We start from the raw sequence: 20,999 nt of genomic DNA, 5'->3' as shown, positions 1-20,999 counted from the left end.
TGCCACTCCTGTGGGTTAGCTCACCACAAGACCGCATGGCGTTCTTTGTCCGTCTTCACAGCGGGCCGGGAACGTGGGTGACCAGTAACGTCATGGTTATGACGACCTCTGCATCGGTTCCCGCCCACTCCGACGCCGACTCCGACGCCGCGATAGCCGGCGGCAGCGTCACCGACCGTCTCGTCGAGGCGAACACCCGGTACGCCGCCGCCTTCGCCGACGCCGGTCTCGACTCCCGTCCCGCCCTGCGGGTCGCCGTGGTGGCCTGTATGGACGCGCGGCTGGACGTGAACGCCGTGCTCGGCCTGGCCAACGGCGAGGCGCACACCATCCGCAACGCGGGCGGCGCCGTCACCGACGACGTGATCCGCTCCCTGACCATCAGCCAGCGCAAGCTCGGCACCCGCGGCGTGGTCCTCGTCCACCACACCGGCTGCGGCATGGAGACCCTCACCGAGGAGTTCCGCTCCGAGCTGGAGACCGAGGTCGGCCAGCGTCCGGCCTGGGCGGTGGAGTCCTTCCGCGACGTCGACCAGGACGTACGCGCCTCGCTGCGCCGGGTGCGCACCTCCCCCTTCCTGCTCCACACCGACGACGTGCGCGGATTCGTCTACGACGTGAAGACGGGCCTGCTGCGGGAGATCGACCCCGCCTGACCCGGCCGTCGCGCCGGTGCGGGCCGGCGTGCGTCGGCGTGCGCGGGCGGATAGCGGATACCGGCCCGCGCGTGCGCGGACACACGCGCGGGCCCGCTGTGGACAGCGAATCGATAGGACGCCCGAAAGCCCGCAAGGTCCGACATATCGCGGCCAGTTGTCCACAGGCGAGTGACACGAATCGGTAACGGCGGCAAGAATGCGGGGAGCGGTGCCGCGCGGGACCTCCCGCGCGGCGTCCGTGTGCGGGGTTTTTCGAGGTGCGGGGCGTCCGGGATGTTCGGGATGTCCGGGCAGATGCGCGGGGCAAGGCCGAGGAGGGCCGGGTGACGACCTATGACGATCGAGCGAGTCTCACAGATCTGACCGCTGTGGCGGAGCGGGTGCGCGGTTCGGTGGAGAGCGTGATCGAGGGCAAGCCCGAGGTCGTACGGCTCTCGCTGACCGTGCTGCTCGCCGAGGGACATCTGCTGATCGAGGACGTGCCCGGCGTCGGCAAGACCATGCTGGCCAAGGCGCTGGCGCGGTCCATCGACTGCTCGGTGCGGCGCATCCAGTTCACCCCCGACCTGCTGCCCTCGGACATCACGGGCGTGTCCATCTGGGACCAGCAGCGCCGGGACTTCGAGTTCAAGCCGGGCGCGATCTTCGCGCAGGTCGTGATCGGCGACGAGATCAACCGCGCCTCGCCCAAGACGCAGTCGGCGCTGCTGGAGTCGATGGAGGAGCGGCAGGTCACCATCGACGGGCAGACCTACGAGCTGCCCAGCCCCTTCATGGTGGTGGCGACCCAGAACCCGGTCGAGATGGAGGGCACCTACCCGCTGCCGGAGGCCCAGCGCGACCGGTTCATGGCCCGGGTCTCCATCGGCTATCCCAGCGCTGAGGCCGAGTTGCGGATGCTCGACGTGCACGGCGGGGTGAGCCCGCTGGACGACCTCCAGCCCGTGGCGCACGCGCACGAGATCCTGAAGCTGGTCGAGGCGGTCCGGGGCGTCCACGTCGCCGAGCCGGTCCGCCGCTACGCCGTGGATGTCGTCGCCGCCACCCGTTCCCACCCCGATCTCAGGCTCGGCGCCTCGCCGCGCGCCACGCTCCATCTGCTGCGCGCGGCGAAGGCGTCCGCGGCCCTCGGCGGCCGGGAGTACGCGCTGCCGGACGACGTGCAGGCGCTCGCCGTCGCCGTGCTGGCCCACCGGCTGCTGCCCACCGCCCAGGCCCAGCTCAACCGCCGTACGGCGGAGCAGGTCGTCCAGGAGATCCTGCAGCGCACCCCGGTGCCGGCCACGTCCCCGCAGCCGACCGGCTTCGGCATGGGCAACGGCGGGCCGGGGTACGGCCGGCATCAGCCGCGGCGGCTGTGATGACCACCGGGGGGACGGGACCGGCGGCGCGGGGCGAGGACGACGACAAGGGCGGCCCGCGCACCGCGCTGGCCGGCCTGACCACCCGTGGCCGCTCCTTCCTGGCCGCCGGTGTGGCCGCCGCGGTCTGCGCCTACGTCCTCGGGCAGAGCGATCTGCTCCGGGTGGGACTGCTGCTCGCGGTGCTGCCCCTGATCTGCGCGACCGTGCTGTACCGCACGCGGTACCGGGTCGCGGGCAGCCGCCGGCTCTCCCCCGCGCGGGTGCCCGCCGCCGGCGAGGCCCGGGTCCATCTGCGCGTCGAGAACGTCTCACGGCTGCCCACGGGCCTGTTGATGCTCCAGGACCGCGTGCCCTACGTGCTCGGCCCGCGCCCCCGTTTCGTGCTCGACCGGGTGGAGGCGGGCGGGAGCCGCGAGGTCTCCTACCGGGTCCGCTCCGACCTGCGCGGCCGGTACCCGCTGGGCCCGCTCCAACTGCGGCTGACCGACCCGTTCGGGCTCTGCGAGCTGACCCGGTCCTTCTCGACGTACGACACGCTGACGGTGATCCCGCACGTGGAGCCGCTGGCGTCGGTGCGCCTGAGCGGCGAGGCCCAGGGGTACGGCGACGGCCGGCACCGCTCGCCGGCCCTGGCCGGTGAGGACGACGTGATCCCGCGCGGGTACCGCCACGGGGACGACCTGCGCCGCGTGCACTGGCGCTCCACCGCCCGCTACGGCGAGCTGATGGTCCGTCGGGAGGAACAGCCCCGGCGGGCCCGCTGCACGGTACTGCTGGACACCCGGGGCCTCGCCTACGACGGCGCCGGTCCCGACTCCCCCTTCGAGTGGGCGGTCTCGGGCGCCGCCTCGGTCCTGGTGCACATGCTGGAGCGGGGCCTGACCGTCCGGCTGCTCACGGACACCGGTTCGTCGGTGCCCGGGGAGGGCGCCGACGGTTTCGCCGGCTCCGGTCAGGGGGCGGCGGACGCGGCCGGGCTGATGATGGACACCCTCGCGGTGATCGAGTACTCCGACGGCACCGGCCTGTCCCGCGCCTACGACGTCCTGCGCGGCGGTCAGGAGGGGCTGCTGGTGGCGTTCTTCGGCGAGCTGGACGAGGAGCAGGCGGCGGTGGCCGCGAAGATCCGTCACCGCAGCGGCAACGCGGTCGCCTTCGTGCTGGACAACGAGACCTGGCTGCGGGAACCGACGGACGTTCCCGGCCCGTTGGACAGGCAGGGCGAGCGGCTGCGGCGCTTGCGCGAGGCCGGCTGGACGGCGGTGAGCGTGGCGCGGGGCGCCTCGCTCGACGAGCTGTGGCGCCGGGCGGACCGGGAGCGGTCGGGGCCGGCGGCGGGCGGCGGGGAGGGCGCGGGATGAGCGGGCAGGCACGACTGGCGCTGTGCGCGTGGGCGGCCACCCTGATGGCGGCCTGCGCGCTGCTGCCCCTGGTCGATCCGGCCACCTGGATCCTGCAGGCCGCGTTCCTGCTGGCCCTCCAGTCCGGGGTGGGCGCGCTGACCCGCCGGGTGCCGCTGCCCCGTCCCGTGACGGTCGCGGCGCAGGCCCTGGTGACACTGGTGACGCTGACGCTGGTCTTCGCCCGCGAGCAGGCCCTGGCCGGTCTGCTGCCCGGCCCCGACGCCTTCCGGCACTTCGCCGACCTGCTGCGGCAGGGCGGCGACGACATCGCGCGGTACGCGATCCCGGCGCCCCTGGAGTCCGACGGCATCCGGCTGATGCTGGTCGGCGGGGTGCTGGTGATCGGCCTGCTGGTGGACACCATGGCGGTGACCTGCCGCGGCGCGGCCCCGGCCGGACTGCCCCTGCTGGCGCTGTACTCGGTGGCCGCGGGGCTGTCGGACGGCGGCGCCGACTGGCTGTGGTTCCTGATCGCGGCGGCCGGTTATCTGATGCTGCTGCTGGCCGAGGGGCGGGACCGGCTCTCGCAGTGGGGCCGGGTCTTCGGCGGCGTCCCCCGCACGCCGGGCGGCGAGGCGACGGGCGCGGTGGCCCCGGTGCGCACCGGGCGGCGGCTCGGCGCGCTGGCGCTGGGCATCGCCCTGGTGGTGCCGCTCGCCCTGCCCGCGATGGACGGCGGGCTGCTGGACGGCACCGGCGCGGGGGTCGGCTCCGGCGGCGGAGGCGGGGGCACCATCTCGGCGGTGAACCCGCTCGTCTCCCTGCGCGACAACCTCAACGTCGACGAGGACCGTCAGGTCCTGTCCCTGCAGACCGACTCCGGTACGGTCTCCGACCTGTACCTGCGGATCGTCTCCCTGGACGACTTCGACGGCACCGCCTGGAAGCCGTCCAAGCGGGAGATCACCACCGTGCCGGACGGCGCCTTCCCCGCCCCGATCGGTCTCGGAGACGACGTCGAGCGGTCGCAGACGCGCACCACGATCACGGCCGCCGACTGGTACGGCCAGGACTGGCTGCCGATGCCGTACCCGCCGAGCGGGGTGCGGGTCACCGGTCAGTGGCGGTACGAACCGGTCGGGATGACCTTGGTCGGCGACCACGGCCAGAACACCCGGGGCCTGACCTACGAGGTCAGCAGCTTGCGGCTGCGGCCTACGGCGGAGCAGTTGGCGGCGGCGCCGCCCGCGCCGGAGGCGCTGCGGCGCGACTACACCGCGCTGCCGGACTCGCTGCCCGACGTGGTCTCCCGTACGGCCCGGGAGGTCACCCGGGGAGCGGCCACCCCTTACGACCAGGCGGTCGCGCTCCAGGAGTACTTCGCCCTCACCGGCGGCTTCGAGTACGACACCCAGGTGCAGGTGGGCAGCGGTTCGCAGGCGATCGCCCGGTTCCTCCGTGACCGGCAGGGCTTCTGCATCCACTTCTCCTTCGCCATGGCGGCGATGGCCCGCTCGCTGGGCATACCGGCCCGGGTGGCGGTCGGCTTCGCGCCGGGTTCGCCGCAGGCGGACGGTTCGGTGTCGGTGGGGCTCCGGGACGCGCACGCGTGGCCGGAACTGTACTTCGAGGGCGTGGGCTGGACCCGTTTCGAGCCGACCCCGACCCGGGGCACCGTGCCGTCGTACACCGTGCCGGACGCCCCGGGCACCACGCTTCCGGACGCGGCCCGGCCCTCGCAGGAGGAGTCGGCGGCCCCCGCGGCCTCGGCCTCGGCGAGCGAGAGCTGCACCGCGCAGGACAAGAAGGTGGACGCCTGCGGGAGCGAGTCCCCGCAGGCCGCGCTCGCCGCGGACGACGACGGTCCGAAGTGGTACGCGGTGCTGGCCTGGGTCCTCGCCGGACTGGTGGTCCTGGCGATCCCGCTGGCGCCGTCGCTGTGGCGGTCCCGGGTGCGGGCGGTACGGCTGGGGGCGCACGGGCGCGGGGCGGCGGACGCGGCGCCGTACACGCTGGCGGTCTGGCGGGAGCTGACCGACACCGCGTGGGACTTCGGAATCGCGCCGGACGAGTCGCGTACCCCGCGCGGGGCGGCCGACCGGATCGTGCGGCTCGGCCGGCTCGATCCGGCGGCCGCGGCGGCCGTGCACCGGGTGGCGGACGCGGTGGAACAGGTCCTCTACGCACCCCGGCCGCGGGCGACGCCGGGTCTGGCGGACGAGGTGCGGCTGGTGGCGGCCGGGCTGGCGGCGGTGGCCGGCCGGGGTGGAAAGCTGCGTGCCCGCCTCGCGCCGCGTTCCGCGGTGCGGGTCCTGTGGGCCGCCTCGGCGTGGTGGGCCTCGCTCCGGCGCCGTGTGCGGGCCGCCCGGCCGGCCCCGCGCAGGCCGTCGGGGAGCGGCGCCAAGGGCTGATCCGGTAAGGGGACCTGTGCTCTCGCGAAGACGGGTGAAGGGGCCGAAGACGGGTGAAGGGGCGGCCACCGGTCCGGTGGCCGCCCCTTCACCCGTCTTCGTGTCTTGTCCGGTGCGCCGGGGAGCCGCTCACCGGCTCCGGGTCACTGGCCGCCCTGCTGTTCGTCGCGGCGGCGCTGCCAGCGCTCCTCGATCCGGTTCATCACGGAACGCTTCTGCTGAGCCGGCCGGCGTCCCTGGGGCGCCGCTCCGGCGGCGGGCTGCTCGCCCGGCTTCGGAGCCTTGCGCCAGCCGGTCACCGCGAGGACCGCACAGCCCAGCATGACGAGGAATCCCACGACGCTGAGCCAGACCTGCTGGGCGACCATACCGGCCATGAGGAGCGCAATACCTACGAGGAAGCCGGCGACCGCCTGGTATACCCGTCGCCGGGTGTACGTACGCAGCCCGCTTCCCTCGAGCGCTGTCGCGAACTTGGGATCTTCGGCGTACAGCGCTCGCTCCATCTGCTCGAGCATGCGCTGCTCGTGCTCCGAGAGCGGCACGGAGTCCTCCTCATCGTGCAGTCGCCGGGGCGACCCGGGGGGGTCCCTTCAGGATAGGCAGGGAATCGCCCCCGTGAAACCCGCCCCTCTGCGCCAATTGGCCAACCGGTCCCGGGCAGGAACGTCCCGGCCCGCTGAGAGTGGCATTCCCCGGCGGCCGACCCGTCATGCCGGGTGGTCTCCCTCGATCATACGGCGCCGGGCGCCCGTTCGGGGGGCCTGTGGCGTACTCCATCGGCACGCGAGCCGCTGATCAGCGCCGTACACCGGGGGTGACTCCGGCCCCCTCAGGTCCCGGGCGTCTCACCGAGCACATGGAGCTGGGTGGCCACGGAGTGGAAGGCGGGAAGCTCGGCCGCGACGGCCTCCAGTTCCAGCAGGGCGTCCAGCGCACCGGGCTGGGTGTCCACCAGTACTCCGGGGACCAGATCGGCGAAGACCCGTACGCCGTGCACGGCGCCGATTCCCAGACCGGCGCCCTCGACCAATGAGGTGAGCTGCTCGGCGGTGAAGCGGCGCGGGACGGGGTCACCCGTGCCCCAGCGGCCGTCCGGGTCGGCGAGCGCCTGCCGGGCCTCGGTGAAGTGCCCGGCCAGGGCGCGGGCGAGCACCGCGCCGCCGAGGCCGGCCGCGAGCAGGCTGAGGACGCCTCCGGGCCGCAGGGCGGCGACCGCGTTGCGGACACCCTCGGCGGGGTCGTCGACGTACTCCAGCACGCCGTGGCAGAGGACGGCGTCGTAGCCGCCGCGCTCGACCACGTCGAAGAGGCCGTGCACGTCGCCCTGGACGCCTCGCACCCGGTCGTCGACGCCGGCTTCGGCGGCCCGGCGCGCCAGGGCGAAGAGCGCGTTGGGGCTGGGGTCGACGACGGTGACGCGGTGGCCGAGCCGGGCCAGCGGCACGGCGAAGTTGCCGCTGCCGCCTCCGGTGTCGAGGACCTCCAGCGCCTGGCGCCCGGTGGCCTTGGCCCGGCGGTCCAGGGCGTCCTGGACGACCTCCCGGACCACGGCGGTGCGCAGGGAGGCGCGGGGACGGGAGGGGTCGGAGCCCGGCGACGCCGCACGGGGGCGGTGGGGGGAGGCGGGCGGGCGCATCGGGTCCGACACGGCAGTTGACTCCTCGGCGCGGCACCGCCTGTGGCACGGCGGAGCGGAACGGGCTGCCTCCCCTCGGCCCCGGAGCCGGGGAACCGGAGCCGGGAAGGGGCAGGCTTCAAACGCCTCCCAGCCTATTGCCTCGGCTGCCCGTCCTGGTCACCCCGGTGGTACCGCCCGGCGCCGCCCCCGGTGCCGGAGCGCCCGCGGCACCCCGGCGGCCGGGTCCGCGTCACCCGATGACCGGTCCCTTGCCACCCGGGCCGCCGGTGCCGGGGCGGGGCTGCGGCAGTACCGGCTGGAGGACGAGCATCCGCTCCACCAGACGCAGGAACATCGCCACGTCCCGCACCAGGTCGTCGGCGTCCCGGCCGCTCGCCGCGCCCTTGATGCCCGCCTCGGCGCGGGCGCGGCGCCCGGCCCCCGAGGCGAACAGCGCGCTCCACTCGGTCAGCTCGGGCGCTATCTCGGGGAGCACCTCCCAGGCGCTGCGGATGCGGGCGCGGGCCCGGGACGTGGTCTCCGGCCGCCCCCGCGCGGCGAGCACGGCGGCGGCGGTGCGCAGGGCGGCGAGGTGGGCCTGCGCGTACCGCTCGTTGGGGGTGTCGAGGACGGCGGCCTCGTCGAGTCCGGCCCGGGCCTGGGCGAGCAGGTCGAGGGCGGCGGGCGGGGCCGTGGCCCGGCGCAGCACCGGGTGCACGTCGCTCGCCGGGCCGGTCAGTGAGGGGGCAGGGCCGGTGGCGCGGTGCCGACGAGCGGCGGCTGCGGACGAGCTGGCCATGACGAACCTCCTGTCGTCGTGACGACACGCCCTCCGGGGGTGCCGTATGTGCCCATCGTGCGGTATGGCACTGACAATCCGATCTGACCTGCACTTTTGCCCCGTAGAAGGGTTCGGGATACCTTGGCGGCGACTTTTGCACTGACTGGTCAGTTCAAAAAAGTGGGGCGACAGGGTGATCTCGGCTCGGGGAGTGGTGGCGGTGGACGGTCCGTCCGGACTGCGGGTGCGGGCCCGTGACGTGGGGCTCAGGGGGCCGCGCGGGTGGGTGTTCCGCGGGGTCCGCGTGGACGCGGAACCCGGTGCGCTGGTCGCGGTCCGGGGGCCGTCGGGGTCCGGCCGCACCTGCCTGCTGCTCGCGCTCACCGGCCGGATGCGGCTCACCGAGGGGACGGCCTCGGTCGGCGGACTGGAACTGCCCCGGCGGATGCCGGCCCTGCGCCGCGTCAGCGCCCTCGCCCACGTCCCCGGCGTCACCGACCTGGACCCGGCCCTCACCGTCGCCGAACACCTGCGCGAGCGGGTGCTGCTGCAACGCCGGTTCGGGGAGTCGCCGCGCGCGCTGCTGCGCCCGCGCCGGGAGCGCGGGGCCGCGGCACGGGCGCGGATCGAGGACGCCTCGGCCGCGGCGGGGCTGGACCTGGCGGCGCTGCCCAAGGGGCCGCGCACGGCGGTACGGGACCTGGAGCGGCTGGAGGCGCTGCGGCTGTCGGTCGCCCTGGCCCTGCTGGGCCGTCCGCGGCTGCTGGCCGTGGACGACGTGGAGCTGAAGCTGTCGGCCGAGGAGCGGGCCGCGGCCCGGTCCCTGCTGGCCTCGATCGCCGCGGCCGGCACCACGGTCCTGGCGGTGTGCGCCGAGGCGCCGGAGGGCGCCGTGACCGTGTCGACCGGAGCCCGGGACGAGCCGGGCACGGGCGACGACGCGGCGAACTCCCGGCGGTACGGGAGCGACCGGCCGGAGGAGACGGACCCCGCCGGCGGGGCCGACGGGACGAAGGGGGTGGCGGATGCGTTCGCCCAGGCTGGCCGCGCTTGAGCTGAGGCGGTTCGGGCGCGGGAGGCTGCCGCGTGCCGCGCTGGTCGCCCTCCTGCTGCTGCCCCTGCTCTACGGCGCCCTGTACCTGTGGTCGTTCTGGGACCCGTACGGCCGGCTGGACCGCGTCCCGGTGGCGCTGGTGGACGAGGACCGGGGGGCGCGGGTCGAGGGCGAGAAGCTCACGGCGGGCGCCGACATCGCCGACGGGCTGCGCGAGAGCGAGGTCTTCGACTGGCACGAGGTGAGCGCCGCCGAGGCCCGCCGCGGGGTCGCGGACGGCAGGTACTACCTGTCGCTCACCGTGCCCGCCGACTTCAGCCGGCGCATCGCCTCCAGTGCGGGCGACTCGCCGCAGACGGGGGCCCTTGAGGTCCGTACCGACGACGCCAACAACTACATCGTCGGGCAGCTCTCGCGGACGGTCTTCGCCGAGGTGCGCGAGGCGGCGTCGACGAAGGCGTCGCGCTCCTTCCTGGACCGGATCTTCCTCTCCTTCTCCGGCATCCACGGCGAGACGGTGAAGGCCGCCGAGGGCGCCGACCGGCTGGAGACCGGCGTCAAGAAGGCGAAGAAGGGCGCCCGGGACCTCGCCGACGGCCTGGCGGACGCCCGCGCGGGCAGCGGCGAGCTGGCCAAGGGCGTCAGGAAGCTGCACACCGGCGCGGGTGACCTGGAGGACGGCTCGCGGCAGGTCGCGGACGGCACCCGGGCGCTCGCGGGCAAGGTCCACGCGGTCTCCGGCACGGTGCGGCCCTTCCTGGAGGACAACGAGAAGACCATCGGGGACACCGCCCGGCTCGTCGCGGACGCCTCGGGGGTGATCCGCGAGCACCTGGAGACCCTGGCGAAGGCCGCGCCGGCCGCCGCGAAGAACGCCCGCACCGCCGCGGACACCCTGGACGAGGTCCACCGCGACCGCTGTGCGGAGCCGGCCGCGGCGGACGCCGCCTGCGCCGACCTGAAGAAGGCACGGGACGCCGCCGAGGACGTCGCGGGCATCGCCGGGGACCTGGACACCCTGGTCGCCGATCAGCACGGGGACCTGTCGAAGCTCGACAAGCACCTGGCCGCCCTGCAGAAGCAGGCCGGTGCGCTCGCCGACCGCGCCCCGCACCTGTCCGAGGACCTCGACGACGCCGTGAGGAAGATCGACCGGCTGGACAAGGGCGCGGCCGAGGTCGCCGCCGGAGCCGAGAAGCTGCACACCGGGCTCGGCACCGCGAAGACCGGGGCCGGCCGCCTCGACACGGGCGTCGGCCGCCTCGGCACCGGCGCCGACGACCTGCGGGACGGCCTGGCCAAGCTGGTCGACGGCTCCTCGCAGCTCGCCGGCGGACTGCACGACGGCGCCGCGCGCATCCCCGACTACGACGAGGAGAGCCGTGACCGGCGCACCGGCGTGATGGCCGACCCGGTCCGCCTGCTCTCCCAGGACCTGCACAAGGCGCCCAACTACGGCACCGGCTTCGCCCCGTACTTCATCCCGCTCTCCCTGTGGGTGGGCGCGTTGGTGGCGTACATGCTGATCGCGCCGCTGAACCGGCGGGCGCTCGCCGCGGGGTCCTCGGCCTGGCGGATCACCCTGGCGGGCTGGCTGCCGGTGCTCGCGATCGGCGTGCTCCAGACGCTGGCCCTGATGTCGGTGCTGCACTGGGCGGTCGGTCTGGAGATGGCCCGCGCGGCGGGGACGCTCGGCTTCCTGTTCCTGGTGACGGCGTGCTTCACGGCGCTCGTGCAGTGGCTGAACGCCCGCTTCGGGGCGGCCGGCCGGATTCTGGTGCTCGCGCTGCTGATGCTGCAACTGACGTCGGCCGGCGGCACGTACCCGGTGGAGACCAGTCCGGGCTTCTTCGGCGCCCTCCACCCCTATCTGCCGATGAGCCACGTCGTGGCGGCCCTGCGCAGGCTGATCACGGGCGGCGGGCCGGCACCCGTGTGGCTGGCGTGCGCGGTGCTCGCCGCGTTCACCGCGGGAGCCCTCGCGCTGACCGCGCTCACGGCCCGCCGCCGCCAGGTGTGGACCGTCGACCGGCTGCACCCGGAGCTGACCCTGTGAGCCCTTCGCCGGCCTCGGCGGTGACCACGGCGGGAAGGGGCCCTGGGACAATCGCGTCCATGGAAAGCAGCAGCGCCGCCCCGGCCGGCGGCAGCCGGCGCGAGGCCACCCGGCAGAAGCTCTACGAGGCGGCCGTCACCCTCATCGCCGAACAGGGCTTCTCGGCCACCACGGTGGACGAGATCGCCGAACGGGCCGGGGTCGCGAAGGGCACGGTCTACTACAACTTCGCCAGCAAGTCCGTCCTCTTCGAGGAGTTGCTGCGGCACGGCGTGGGGCTGCTCACCGCGTCCCTGCGGGAGGCCGCCGAGTCCACCGCGCGTGCGGGTGGCTCCAAGGTCGACGCGCTCGACGCGATGATCCGCGCCGGGCTCGTCTTCATCGACCGCTACCCGGCCTTCACGCAGCTCTACGTGGCGGAGCTGTGGCGCACCAACCGCGCGTGGCAGTCGACGCTGCTGGTGGTCCGTCAGGAGGCCGTCGCGGTCGTGGAGGACGTGCTGCGGCAGGGCGTGGCGGGCGGTGAGCTGAGCGAGGAGATCGATGTCCCGCTGACGGCCGCGGCGCTGGTCGGGATGGTCCTGGTGGCCGCGCTGGACTGGCAGGCGTTCCAGCCGGGGCGTTCGCTCGACGACGTGCACGCGGCGCTGTCCCGGCTGCTCCAGGGACGGGTGAGCGGACGCCCCTGAGCAGCGCCCGGCGCGAGGGGGATGCCAGAAGGAGCGCCGGTCCGCCCTGGCCGCGTCCCCCGCGGGCCACTGCGGACCGGCGCTCCTTCCTGCACCCCCGTACGTCCCCCGTACGTCCCCCCGTGCCTTCCCCCGTGCCTCGCTCCCGCCGACCGCGGCCGGCGGAAGGAGCGGATCGCGGGCCCGGCCCGGGTTCCGGCGCCCCGTGTCGCCGGGGTCCCGGGCCGCGCCCCTTCTCCGTGCCCCCACTCTCTCGTTCCGGCAGGTCGGACCCCATCCGCGCGGCTACTCATCTGTCCCCCTAGGTACGCGTACTCAGCCCTGCGCACCCGTACTCCCCCACCCCCGGCGGAGGCGGAGGACCGCAGGTCACGGCCGCCTCGGACCGGTTTGTCGGTGGTGGCCGATAAAGTCTTCGGCATGGCACGGATTGCGGTGATCGGCGCCGGGACGGGCGCCATGGCGGCGGCGGCCCGGCTGGCCGTCGCGGGCCACCGGGTGACGGTGTACGAGCGCACCCGGACGTACGGCGGAGCGGTGCGCCGCTTCGAGCGGGACGGCTTCTCCTTCGACACCGGCCCCGGTCTGCTGCCGCTGCCCGCGGTCTGGCGGGACCTGTTCGTCAAGACCGGCAAGGAACCGCTGGAGGCGTGCGTCGAGACGGTCCAGGTCGATCCGTCGTCCCGGCACGTGTTCGCCGACGGCACCGAGGTCGCCCTGCCGAACGCCTCCCGCGCGGGGGTCGTCGCCGCGCTGGAGGAAAGCCTCGGCAGCGGCGCCGGGCAGCGCTGGGGCGACTTCCTGGTGCGGGCCAGGGAAGCCTGGGACCGCACCCGCCGGCCGCTGCTGGAGGAGCCCCTGTGGGCCGACTGGCGGGTGCTGGCCGAGCGGGAGCCCTACCCGGCGCTGCCCCGGCGGAAGCTGCTGCGCACCCGCCGGGCCGGGACACTCGCCGAGGTCGGCGTCCGGGAGCTGGGTGACGCCCGGCTCACCGCCCTGCTGGAGAGCCACGCGCTCGCCCACGGCCTGGACCCCCGCACCGCCCCGGCGAGCGCCGCCGTCCTGCCGTACATGGAGCACGCCTTCGGCCTCTGGTACGTCCGCGGCGGGCTGCGCGAGCTGGCACGGGCGGTGTACGAGCGGTGTCTGGCCCGCAGGGTCGAGTTCCGCTTCGGCGCCGAGGTCACGGCGGTCCACGAGAAGGACGGCCGGGCCGCGGGGGTGGAGCTGGCCGACGGGACGGTCGGGGAGGCGGAGTTCGTGGTCGCCGGTGTCGCACCCGGCGCCCTGGACCGCCTCTCGGGGAGCACGGCGGTGCGCGCCGCCGGCGACGTCCCCGGGCGGGCCGGGGCGGCGAGCCGGCTGACGGTACTGCTGGCGCTGCGCGGCGGCCGGCCGGCGGGCACCGCGCACCGCACCGTGGTGCACGCGCGGGACCGGGAGGCCGAGTTGGACGCGCTGTTCGGCGCGGTGCCGGACCTGGCCCCGCGGCCCACCGTGACGGTGCTGCGGCCGGACGACCCCGGGCTGGTCCCGGACGCCGGGCACGAGGCGGTCGTGCTCAGCGCGGTGGTACCGGCGGGGTTCGGCGCCGTGGCGGCCGACCGGTTGGCCGGGCGTCTGGTCTCCGTCGCCGAGCGGGCGATACCCGGCCTGCGCGACCGCCTGCTGTGGCACGAGGTGCGCACCCCGGCCGACATCGCGCGGGAGACGGGGGCCGAGGGCGGGGCGGTTCCGGCGCCGTCCCTGGCCGCCGCCGAGGGCCGGCTGCTCCACCCGGCCAACGGCACCCGTCTCGCGGGCCTGTTCACCGTGGGTGGCTGGTCGCACCCCGGGGGCGGCCTTGCGCACGCCGGGATGTCGGGCGCGCTGGTGGCCGGACTGATCGTGGAGGGACCGGAGTTCAGGGGCTCGCAGTGAGCGGTGGGTCCCGCGGCCCCGGCGCTCCCGGGACGGGTACGGACGGGCTCCCGGTGGCGGGGCTCCCTCAGTAGCGGTACTGCTGCTCGTCGTACCCCTGGCCGCCGTGACCGCCCTGGCCGCCGCCCTGGTGGTGCCCGTCGCCCTGGTAGGGGTAGGGCTGCTCGGGCGGCAGCTCGCCGCCGTACGAGTCGTCGGCGCTGCGCTGCTGCGGGACCCAGACCCCGCCGGCCGGAGTCTCGCCGCCGTAACCGCCGGTGCCGTACTGGTCCTGCGGGTAGCCCTGCTGCCCGTACTCCTGCCCGCCGTAGCCCTGCTGGCCGGAGGTGTCGTAACCGGAGTCGTAGGAGGTGGCGCCGCCGTAGGTGTGGGTGCCGATGTACGGGTCGGAGTAGGCGGCGTAGCTCTGCTGGCCGGTGCTGTCGTAGCCGTAACCCTGCTGGCCGTAGCCCGGGTGGTCGTAGGCGTAGGAGGCGTCGGCGGGCTGCGGGGCCGGGGTGTGCTGGTCCTGGCCGTACGTGGCGATGTCGTAGGTGCCGTAGGAGCCGGTCTCGTCGGGCATCGGCAGCGGCTGGTAGACGGCGGGGTGCGCCACCTCCGGGGACGCGGCGGGGCGCGCGGGGGTGAAGACGTCGTCCCGGTCGGGGTCGTCGTGGCCGCCGCGGCCCTGGTCGTAGGAGGCGACGTCGTCCGGCGCGTACACGGCGTGCTCACCGGTGTCGGCCGGCTCCAGCCCGGAGACCTCCAACGACGGTTCCCGGGAGTTGCGTTCGGGGCGGCGGCGCTTGCTGCCGGGGAGGCCCGCCGGGGCCTGGACGGCCCAGCCGGCCGCGAAGCCGCGGCGGAAGGAGAGCGTCACGTAGGTCTGGCCGACCGCGAAGGCTGCGGCACCGAGCGCGATCACCAGGACGGACGGGATCAGCACCCCGACCACCACGCAGAGGAAGCCGCCGAAGGCCAGCAACCGCCAGCGCAGCCGCGCCTTGTACTGCAGCAGCACCTCACCGAGGAGCCACAGTGCGACGACGCCGAACGCGATGTAGAGGACCGCCCAGCCCATGTACGCCCCTCTCCCGATGACCGTTACGCAGTGTGTCGTATGTACGTGCGGCCGGTCTAGGCCCGCGATGGGTGGTGCAGGCCGAGGTTCTCGTGAATTTCCAGTGTCGCCGTGGAGTTGTTGAGCGTGATGAAGTGCAGTCCGGGCACACCTTCGGCCAGCAGCCTCGCGCAGAACTCCGTCGCGAACTCGATACCGATGGAGCGTACAGCCGCCGGATCGTCCTGCGCTGTGAGGATGCGCTCTTTCAGCTCCACCGGGAACGCGGCGTTACTGAGCTGCGGCAGCCTCTCCAGCATCTTCACGCTGGTCACCGGCATGACCTCGGGGATGACCGGGGTCTCGCAGCCGGCCGCGACGACCCGGTCGCGCAGCCGGAGATACGACTCGGGGTGGAAGAACATCTGCGTGATCGCGTAGTCGGCGCCGGCCCGGCACTTGTCGACGAAGTGCGCCACGTCCGCGTCCCAGTCGGCGGAGCGGGGGTGCATCTCCGGGAAGGCCGCCACGCCCACGCAGAAGTCACCGGACTCCTTGATGAGTTCGACCAGTTCGGCGGCGTAGGTCAGGCCCTGCGGGTGGGCCGGCCAGTCGCCCATCGGGTCACCGGGCGGATCGCCCCGCACGGCGAGGATGTTGCGGATGCCGGCGTCCGCGTACTGGCCGATGATGTTGCGCAGCTCCGCGACCGAGTGGTTGACCGCGGTGAGGTGGGCGACCGGGGTCAGGGTGGTGTCGGCGGCGATCCGCTCGGTCGCCCGCACGGTGCCCGTCCGGGTGGAGCCGCCGGCCCCGTACGTCACGGAGACGAAGCTGGGCGCCACCGCCTCGACCCTGCGGAGCGCGTTCCACAGGTTGCGTTCGCCCTTTTCCGTCTTGGGCGCCCAGAACTCGAACGACAACGTCGTTTTCCCGCCCGCGAGCATGTCACGGACGGTACGCGCGTGATCGTTCCTGGTGGATGCGGTTCCCAAGGCCATACCGGCAGGTTAGCCAGGGGGTGGCGGGCCACCCAACCAGAGCCGGGGTAATTGTCCGAATTGCCGGTTAGTTGTCCATCCCTTGGACATCCGCCGCCGCGGCCCTGAGCCGGCCGGCGAACCGGGCCGCCGCCGCGCCCGGGTCCTCCGCCTCGGTGAGCGCCCGGACGACGACGGCACGCCGGGCGCCGGCGTCGAGGACCTGGTCGAGGTTGCCGAGGTCGATGCCGCCGATGGCGAACCAGGGGCGGTCGGTGCGGAGGGAGGCGGTGTACCGGACCAGGTCCAGGCCGGGCGCGTGGCGGCCGGGCTTGGTCGGGGTGGGCCAGCACGGGCCCGTGCAGAAGTAGTCGACGCCGTCCTGCACGGCCGCCGCGGCGGCCTCGGACTCGGCGTGGGTGGAGCGGCCCAGCAGGACGTCGTCGCCGAGCAGCGCCCGGGCCGCGGGCACCGGGAGGTCACCCTGCCCGAGGTGGAGCATGTCGGCGCGGGCGGCGTGGGCGACGTCGGCGCGGTCGTTGACCGCGAGCAGCTTGCCGTGCCGGGCGCAGGCGTCGGCGAAGACGGCGAGGTGCTCCAGTTCCTCGGCCGCCTCCATCCCCTTGTCGCGCAACTGGACGATGTCCACACCGCCGGCCAGCACCGCGTCCAGGAAGTCGGGCAGATCACCCTGGCGCTTGCGGGCGTCCGTGCACAGGTAGAGCCGGGCGTCGGCGAGCCTGGCGCGGGCGGTGGCGGCATGGGCGGTGGCGGGCATACGTGCGTCCCCCGGGTCGGATGCGGATACGACGGTGGTTTCCCCCGCGGCACGCGGGCCGGCGTGCGTGCCGCGACCGCTCGCGGGTCGCGGCACTGCACGCCGGATGGTGCCTCGGCCGGGCCCGGGTCAGAGAGCGAGCGCCTGGGCGCGGCGCTTCACCTCCGTGCCGCGATTCTCACTGAGGGCCTGTGCGGGGGTGCCGGGCAGGCTCTCGTCCGGGGTGAAGAGCCATTCCAGCATCTCTTCGTCCTTGAAGCCGTCGTCCCGCAGCAGCGTCAGGGTCCCGGACAGGCCCTTGACCACCTTGTCCCCGTCGATGAAGGCGGCGGGGACGTGCAGCGCGCGGTTCTCCCCGCGCCGTACGGCGATGAGCTGGCCGTCCTTGACGAGCTGCCGTACCCGGGTCACCTCGATGTCGAACATCTCGGCGATGTCGGGAAGGGTGAGCCAGGCAGGGACTAGAGCATCGATCTTCGCGTCAATCTCGGTCACGTATCAAGCCTGCCATCTGCCACTGACAGTCGGAAGCCGGGCCCGCCCCACGGCGCCCCGCCGGGTCCTACGGCGTCGCCGAGGTGGCCGCCTTCAGCGGCCTCGCCGGGTCGGTCAGCAGCCGCGGGTCCATCCGGGTGCCGGCCGCGATCAGGCGTCTGCCCTGGGCCAGGTCCCGGGGGCGGCCCACCGCCAGCAGCGCGACCAGCCGGTCCTCGTGCAGCCAGCAGACGGTCCAGGCCGGCCCCGAGGGGTCGCCGCGCCAGAGAGTGGTGTCGGCGGCCGGGTGGTGTCCGGCGTACTGGATGAAGCGGCCGAACTGCTCGGACCAGAAGTACGGCACCGGGTCGTAGACCTCCGGCGCCTCCCCGGTGGCCGCCCCGACGATGTTGGCGGCGACCGTGCGCGGGCCCTGGAGGGCGTTGTCCCAGTGGTGGACCAGCAGCCGCTCGCCGTAGCGGCCGGACGGGAAGGAGGCGCAGTCGCCGACCGCGTAGACGTCCGGCGCGGAGGTCCGCAGACCGGCGTCGGCCAGGACCTCGCCGTGCGCGCCGAGGCCGATGCCGGAGCCGGTCAGCCAGGCGGTGGCGGGCCGGGCGCCGATACCGACGACGACCGCTCCGGCGGGCACCCGCGTGCCGTCGTCGAGGACGATCGCGCCGGGCTCGACGCGCGCCACGCGCGCGTGGGTGCGCAGGACGGCTCCGGCCTCGGCGTACCAGTCGCTCATCGGGGCGGCGACCTCGGCGGGCAGGGCGCCGGCCAGCGGCCGGTCGGCGGCCTCCACGACGGTCACCGCGCAGCCCGCCTCGCGTGCGGCGGTGGCGAACTCGGCGCCGATCCAGCCCGCGCCGACGACCACGACCTCGTGCTGCCGGGCGAGCACCGGGCGCAGCCGCGCGGCGTCGTCCAGGGTGCGCAGCAGGTGTACGCCGGGAATGCCCTCGGTACCGGGCAGCCGGACCGGTCCGGCGCCGGTGGCGAGGACCAGGACGTCGTAGGGGACGGCGCCGGCGGAGGTCTCCAGGACGTGGTCGCCGGGGCGGACGCCCAGTGCCTCGCAGCCGAGCCGGATCTCGATGGCCAGCGCCTCGAAGTCGACGTCGAAGGCCGAGCCCTCGGCCGTGCCGAGCAGGATCGCCTTGGAGAGCGGGGGCCGGTCGTACGGCTGATGGGGTTCCGCGCCGATCAGCGTCACGCTCCCGGCGAAGCCCTGTTCCCGCAGGGCGACGGCCGTCTGCACACCGGCCATGCCCGCGCCCACGACGACCACGCGCGCCGGCGGGCCGTCCGTCCGATCCTGCGTCTGCTCGCTCACCTGATCACCTTAGACACCTGACGCAATGTCAGACAGGGGGCACGTTGGGTGACCTGCTGCACACTCGTCGGGGGCCGGGGGTCTCTTACCCGGGCGACGCCCCGAGGGCTAGGGTGGTCGGCGTAAAGCACTCGCGGGAGCCCGGACGCACCGGGCTGAGAGGGAGGCTGGCGGCCTCCGACCGTACGAACCTGATCCGGGTCATGCCGGCGAAGGGAGGGGCTGGACGCCCATGTCGTCTCCACCGTCGTCCACGCGTACGAGGCAGTCCCCCGCGCGTGCGTCGCAGTCGTGCGGGTCCGCGCCGGAGCCGTCCCGGCGCACGTCCGACGTCCTGGTCGTGGGGGGCGGGATCATCGGTCTTGTCACGGCGTGGCGGGCCGCGCAGCGCGGGCTGGTCACGGCCGTGGTGGACCCCGCGCCGGGCGGGGGCGCCGCACGCGTGGCCGCCGGGATGCTGGCCGCCGTCACGGAGCTGCACTACGGCGAGCAGACCCTGCTCGCCCTGAATCTGGCCTCCGCGCGCCGCTACCCCGCATTCGCCGCCGAACTGGCCGACGCCGCCGGGCAGGACCTCGGCTACCGCCGCGCCGGCACCCTCGCCGTCGCGGTCGACGCCGACGACCGGGCCCACCTGCGGGAGCTGCACGCCTTCCAGCGGCAGCACGGCCTGGAGTCCGAGTGGCTGTCGGGGCGTGAGTGCCGGCGCCTGGAGCCGATGCTCGCGCCGGGCGTGCGCGGCGGGCTCCGGGTGGACGGCGACCACCAGATCGACCCCCGGCGCCTGGCCGCGGCGCTCGTGACGGCCTGCGAGCGGGCGGGGGTCGTCTTCCACCGGGTACGGGCCGAGCGGCTCACCGTGGTCCGGGGCCGGGCGGTGGGGGTGGTCACGGCCGGCTCCACCGCGCTGGAGGCCCCCCGCGTGGTTCTGGCCGCGGGCAGCCTCAGCGGCACCCTCGCCGGTGTCCCCGCCGAGGTGCTGCCGCCGGTCCGTCCGGTCAAGGGCCAGGTCCTGCGGCTGGCGATGCCGTCGGACCGCGCCCCGCTGCTGCACCGGACCGTACGCGCGGTGGTGCGCGGCAACCCGCTCTACCTGGTGCCCCGGGAGAGCGGAGAACTCGTCGTCGGTGCCACCAGCGAGGAGCTGGGCTGGGACACCGCGGTCACCGCGGGCGGCGTGTACGAGCTGCTGCGCGACGCGCACGAGCTGGTGCCGGGGATCACGGAGCTGCCGCTGACGGAGACGCTGGCGGGGCTGCGCCCCGGCTCGCCGGACAACGCCCCGCTGCTCGGCCCGACCGCCCTGCCGGGGCTGCTGCTGGCCACCGGGCACTTCCGCAACGGCGTGCTGCTCACCCCGGTCACCGGGGACGTCATGGCGCACGCGCTGACCACCGGCGAGCTGCCGGAGGTGGCCCGCCCCTTCACCCCCGGGCGCTTCGCCCCCGGCCCCGCCCCCGCACGCACGGAGCAGCCCGTATGAACATCTCGGTCAACGGTGAGCCGCGCGAGGTGGCTCCCGGCACGGTCCTCGACGCCCTGGTGCGGACCCTGACCCGGGCGCCCTCGGGCGTGGCCGCCGCCCTGAACGAGACCGTCGTGCCGCGCGCCCAGTGGCCGGCCACCGCGCTGGCCGACGGCGACCGCGTCGAAGTACTCACCGCCGTCCAAGGAGGCTGACCCCATGGCCGACGACCCCTTCGTCCTCGGCGGGACGTCCTACACGTCCCGGCTGATCATGGGCACCGGCGGGGCGCCCAGCCTCGACGTGCTGGAGCGGGCGCTGAGGGCGTCCGGGACCGAGCTGACCACGGTCGCCATGCGGCGCGTGGACCCGTCGGTGCACGGGTCCGTGCTGTCGGTGCTGGAGAAGCTCGGCGTGCGGGTGCTGCCCAACACGGCGGGGTGCTTCACCGCCGGGGAGGCCGTGCTCACCGCGCGGCTGGCGCGCGAGGCGCTCGGCACCGACCTGGTCAAGCTGGAGGTCATCGCCGACGAGCGCACCCTGCTGCCTGACCCGGTCGAGACGCTGGACGCGGCGGAGACCCTGGTCGACGACGGTTTCACGGTGCTGCCGTACACCAACGACGACCCGGTGCTGGCGCGGAAGCTGGAGGACGTCGGCTGCGCGGCGGTCATGCCGCTGGGCTCGCCGATCGGCTCCGGGCTGGGCATCCGCAACCCGCACAACTTCCAGTTGATCGTCGAGCACGCGCGCGTGCCGGTGATCCTGGACGCCGGAGCGGGCACGGCCTCGGACGCGGCGCTGGCGATGGAGCTGGGCTGCGCGGGGGTGATGCTCGCCTCGGCGGTGACCCGGGCCCAGGAGCCGGCCCTGATGGCGGAGGCCATGCGGCACGCGGTGGAGGCGGGCCGGCTGGCCCGGCGGGCCGGGCGCATCCCGCGGCGGCACTTCGCCGAGGCGTCGTCCCCCGCGGCCGGACTGGCCGCGCTGGACCCGGAGCGGCCCGCGTTCTGAACGGCCGCCCCT

At 74.7% G+C, this 20,999-nt stretch carries 19 protein-coding genes and 1 riboswitch; of the genes, 11 read left to right on the top strand and 8 right to left on the bottom strand.

Annotation, left to right across the window (positions count from 1 at the left end; all coding sequences use genetic code 11):
• Window positions 1-35: 35 nt before the first annotated feature.
• The 4 genes from ABEB00_RS26395 to ABEB00_RS26380 all read left to right on the top strand — a co-directional run bounded on the left by ABEB00_RS26395 (window position 36) and on the right by ABEB00_RS26380 (window position 5,777).
• Complete coding sequence (locus ABEB00_RS26395) at window positions 36-656, top strand: beta-class carbonic anhydrase (RefSeq protein ID WP_345622792.1); 621 nt, start codon at window positions 36-38, stop codon at window positions 654-656.
• A 326-nt stretch (window positions 657-982) separates the two neighbouring features.
• Entirely contained in the window at window positions 983-2,020 is a 1,038-nt protein-coding gene (locus ABEB00_RS26390; protein WP_345622790.1) for an AAA family ATPase, read from the top strand.
• Window positions 2,020-3,384: a DUF58 domain-containing protein gene (locus tag ABEB00_RS26385; protein ID WP_345622788.1), complete on the top strand. Its 1,365-nt coding sequence runs from the start codon at window positions 2,020-2,022 to the stop codon at window positions 3,382-3,384. The genes ABEB00_RS26390 and ABEB00_RS26385 overlap by 1 nt, the downstream gene beginning before the upstream one ends.
• Window positions 3,381-5,777, top strand: a complete 2,397-nt coding sequence (locus ABEB00_RS26380; protein ID WP_345622787.1) for a transglutaminase TgpA family protein — start codon at window positions 3,381-3,383, stop codon at window positions 5,775-5,777. The genes ABEB00_RS26385 and ABEB00_RS26380 overlap by 4 nt, the downstream gene beginning before the upstream one ends.
• 143 nt (window positions 5,778-5,920) lie before the next feature.
• On the opposite strand, the gene ABEB00_RS26375 is transcribed toward ABEB00_RS26380, so the two are convergent.
• From ABEB00_RS26375 to ABEB00_RS26365, 3 genes are all read right to left on the bottom strand, one after another.
• On the bottom strand, window positions 5,921-6,322 hold the full coding sequence (locus tag ABEB00_RS26375; RefSeq protein ID WP_345622784.1) for a DUF3040 domain-containing protein: 402 nt from the start codon (window positions 6,320-6,322) through the stop codon (window positions 5,921-5,923).
• 287 nt (window positions 6,323-6,609) lie between these two features.
• The gene (locus ABEB00_RS26370) at window positions 6,610-7,428 is read right to left on the bottom strand and encodes a methyltransferase (protein ID WP_345622782.1); all 819 of its coding nucleotides are present in this window, start codon (window positions 7,426-7,428) and stop codon (window positions 6,610-6,612) included.
• A gap of 220 nt (window positions 7,429-7,648) precedes the next feature.
• Window positions 7,649-8,197: an SAV_6107 family HEPN domain-containing protein gene (locus tag ABEB00_RS26365; protein WP_345622781.1), complete on the bottom strand. Its 549-nt coding sequence runs from the start codon at window positions 8,195-8,197 to the stop codon at window positions 7,649-7,651.
• 202 nt (window positions 8,198-8,399) lie between these two features.
• On the opposite strand from ABEB00_RS26365, the gene ABEB00_RS26360 reads away from it, so the two are divergent.
• From ABEB00_RS26360 to ABEB00_RS26345, 4 genes are all read left to right on the top strand, one after another.
• Window positions 8,400-9,233 carry an ATP-binding cassette domain-containing protein gene (locus ABEB00_RS26360; RefSeq protein ID WP_345622779.1) on the top strand — a complete coding sequence of 278 codons (834 nt, stop codon included), beginning with the start codon at window positions 8,400-8,402 and terminating at the stop codon, window positions 9,231-9,233.
• Window positions 9,205-11,289, top strand: a complete 2,085-nt coding sequence (locus ABEB00_RS26355; protein ID WP_345622777.1) for a YhgE/Pip family protein — start codon at window positions 9,205-9,207, stop codon at window positions 11,287-11,289. Before ABEB00_RS26360 ends, ABEB00_RS26355 begins: the two co-directional genes overlap by 29 nt.
• A 59-nt stretch (window positions 11,290-11,348) precedes the next feature.
• Window positions 11,349-11,978 (top strand): TetR/AcrR family transcriptional regulator, encoded by a 630-nt coding sequence (locus ABEB00_RS26350; RefSeq protein WP_345622774.1) that lies wholly within the window; start codon window positions 11,349-11,351, stop codon window positions 11,976-11,978.
• Between the two features lie 420 nt (window positions 11,979-12,398).
• Complete coding sequence (locus ABEB00_RS26345; protein WP_345622772.1) at window positions 12,399-13,898, top strand: phytoene desaturase family protein; 1,500 nt, start codon at window positions 12,399-12,401, stop codon at window positions 13,896-13,898.
• Window positions 13,899-13,965: 67 nt separating this feature from the next.
• Here ABEB00_RS26345 and ABEB00_RS26340 read toward each other — a convergent pair whose 3' ends face one another.
• The 5 genes from ABEB00_RS26340 to ABEB00_RS26320 all read right to left on the bottom strand — a co-directional run bounded on the left by ABEB00_RS26340 (window position 13,966) and on the right by ABEB00_RS26320 (window position 18,508).
• On the bottom strand, window positions 13,966-14,958 hold the full coding sequence (locus ABEB00_RS26340; RefSeq protein ID WP_345622770.1) for an SCO2102 family sporulation regulator: 993 nt from the start codon (window positions 14,956-14,958) through the stop codon (window positions 13,966-13,968).
• Between the two features lie 56 nt (window positions 14,959-15,014).
• Window positions 15,015-15,938 (bottom strand): methylenetetrahydrofolate reductase [NAD(P)H], encoded by a 924-nt coding sequence (metF, locus tag ABEB00_RS26335; RefSeq protein ID WP_345622768.1) that lies wholly within the window; start codon window positions 15,936-15,938, stop codon window positions 15,015-15,017.
• 67 nt (window positions 15,939-16,005) lie between these two features.
• Complete coding sequence (gene thiE, locus ABEB00_RS26330) at window positions 16,006-16,695, bottom strand: thiamine phosphate synthase (protein WP_345622766.1); 690 nt, start codon at window positions 16,693-16,695, stop codon at window positions 16,006-16,008.
• Between the two features lie 129 nt (window positions 16,696-16,824).
• A complete protein-coding gene (locus ABEB00_RS26325) occupies window positions 16,825-17,190 on the bottom strand; it encodes an Rv2175c family DNA-binding protein (protein ID WP_345622764.1) in 366 nt (121 codons plus the stop codon).
• A 67-nt stretch (window positions 17,191-17,257) separates the two neighbouring features.
• Window positions 17,258-18,508, bottom strand: coding sequence for an NAD(P)/FAD-dependent oxidoreductase (locus ABEB00_RS26320; protein WP_345622762.1), 1,251 nt, complete (start codon window positions 18,506-18,508; stop codon window positions 17,258-17,260).
• 123 nt (window positions 18,509-18,631) lie between these two features.
• Window positions 18,632-18,743: riboswitch (TPP riboswitch) on the top strand.
• Here ABEB00_RS26320 and thiO point away from each other — a divergent pair.
• The 3 genes from thiO (at window position 18,741) to ABEB00_RS26305 (ending at window position 20,987) form a co-directional block, all read left to right on the top strand.
• Window positions 18,741-19,991 carry a glycine oxidase ThiO gene (thiO, locus tag ABEB00_RS26315; RefSeq protein ID WP_345622760.1) on the top strand — a complete coding sequence of 417 codons (1,251 nt, stop codon included), beginning with the start codon at window positions 18,741-18,743 and terminating at the stop codon, window positions 19,989-19,991. It overlaps the preceding riboswitch by 3 nt.
• Entirely contained in the window at window positions 19,988-20,188 is a 201-nt protein-coding gene (gene thiS / locus ABEB00_RS26310) for a sulfur carrier protein ThiS (RefSeq protein ID WP_345622759.1), read from the top strand. Before thiO ends, thiS begins: the two co-directional genes overlap by 4 nt.
• Before the next feature lie 4 nt (window positions 20,189-20,192).
• Window positions 20,193-20,987 carry a thiazole synthase gene (locus tag ABEB00_RS26305; protein WP_345622757.1) on the top strand — a complete coding sequence of 265 codons (795 nt, stop codon included), beginning with the start codon at window positions 20,193-20,195 and terminating at the stop codon, window positions 20,985-20,987.
• Window positions 20,988-20,999: the final 12 nt, after the last annotated feature.

Source organism: Streptomyces ziwulingensis (assembly GCF_039542605.1).
In the GTDB taxonomy this organism is placed as follows: Bacteria; Actinomycetota; Actinomycetes; order Streptomycetales; family Streptomycetaceae; genus Streptomyces; species Streptomyces ziwulingensis.
Note: the sequence above shows the minus strand (reverse complement) of the source record. Positions and strands in the feature narration are given on the sequence as shown.

Coding starts and splice junctions, on each gene's coding strand:
- ABEB00_RS26305 (WP_345622757.1), top strand. CDS start 20,193: ATGGCCGACGACCCCTTCGTCCTCGGCGGGACGTCCTACACGTCCCGG.
- ABEB00_RS26355 (WP_345622777.1), top strand. CDS start 9,205: ATGCGTTCGCCCAGGCTGGCCGCGCTTGAGCTGAGGCGGTTCGGGCGC.
- metF (WP_345622768.1), bottom strand. CDS start 15,938: ATGGCCTTGGGAACCGCATCCACCAGGAACGATCACGCGCGTACCGTC.
- ABEB00_RS26395 (WP_345622792.1), top strand. CDS start 36: ATGGCGTTCTTTGTCCGTCTTCACAGCGGGCCGGGAACGTGGGTGACC.
- thiS (WP_345622759.1), top strand. CDS start 19,988: ATGAACATCTCGGTCAACGGTGAGCCGCGCGAGGTGGCTCCCGGCACG.
- thiE (WP_345622766.1), bottom strand. CDS start 16,695: ATGCCCGCCACCGCCCATGCCGCCACCGCCCGCGCCAGGCTCGCCGAC.
- ABEB00_RS26340 (WP_345622770.1), bottom strand. CDS start 14,958: ATGGGCTGGGCGGTCCTCTACATCGCGTTCGGCGTCGTCGCACTGTGG.
- ABEB00_RS26385 (WP_345622788.1), top strand. CDS start 2,020: ATGACCACCGGGGGGACGGGACCGGCGGCGCGGGGCGAGGACGACGAC.
- ABEB00_RS26380 (WP_345622787.1), top strand. CDS start 3,381: ATGAGCGGGCAGGCACGACTGGCGCTGTGCGCGTGGGCGGCCACCCTG.
- ABEB00_RS26350 (WP_345622774.1), top strand. CDS start 11,349: ATGGAAAGCAGCAGCGCCGCCCCGGCCGGCGGCAGCCGGCGCGAGGCC.
- ABEB00_RS26345 (WP_345622772.1), top strand. CDS start 12,399: ATGGCACGGATTGCGGTGATCGGCGCCGGGACGGGCGCCATGGCGGCG.
- ABEB00_RS26365 (WP_345622781.1), bottom strand. CDS start 8,197: ATGGCCAGCTCGTCCGCAGCCGCCGCTCGTCGGCACCGCGCCACCGGC.
- thiO (WP_345622760.1), top strand. CDS start 18,741: ATGTCGTCTCCACCGTCGTCCACGCGTACGAGGCAGTCCCCCGCGCGT.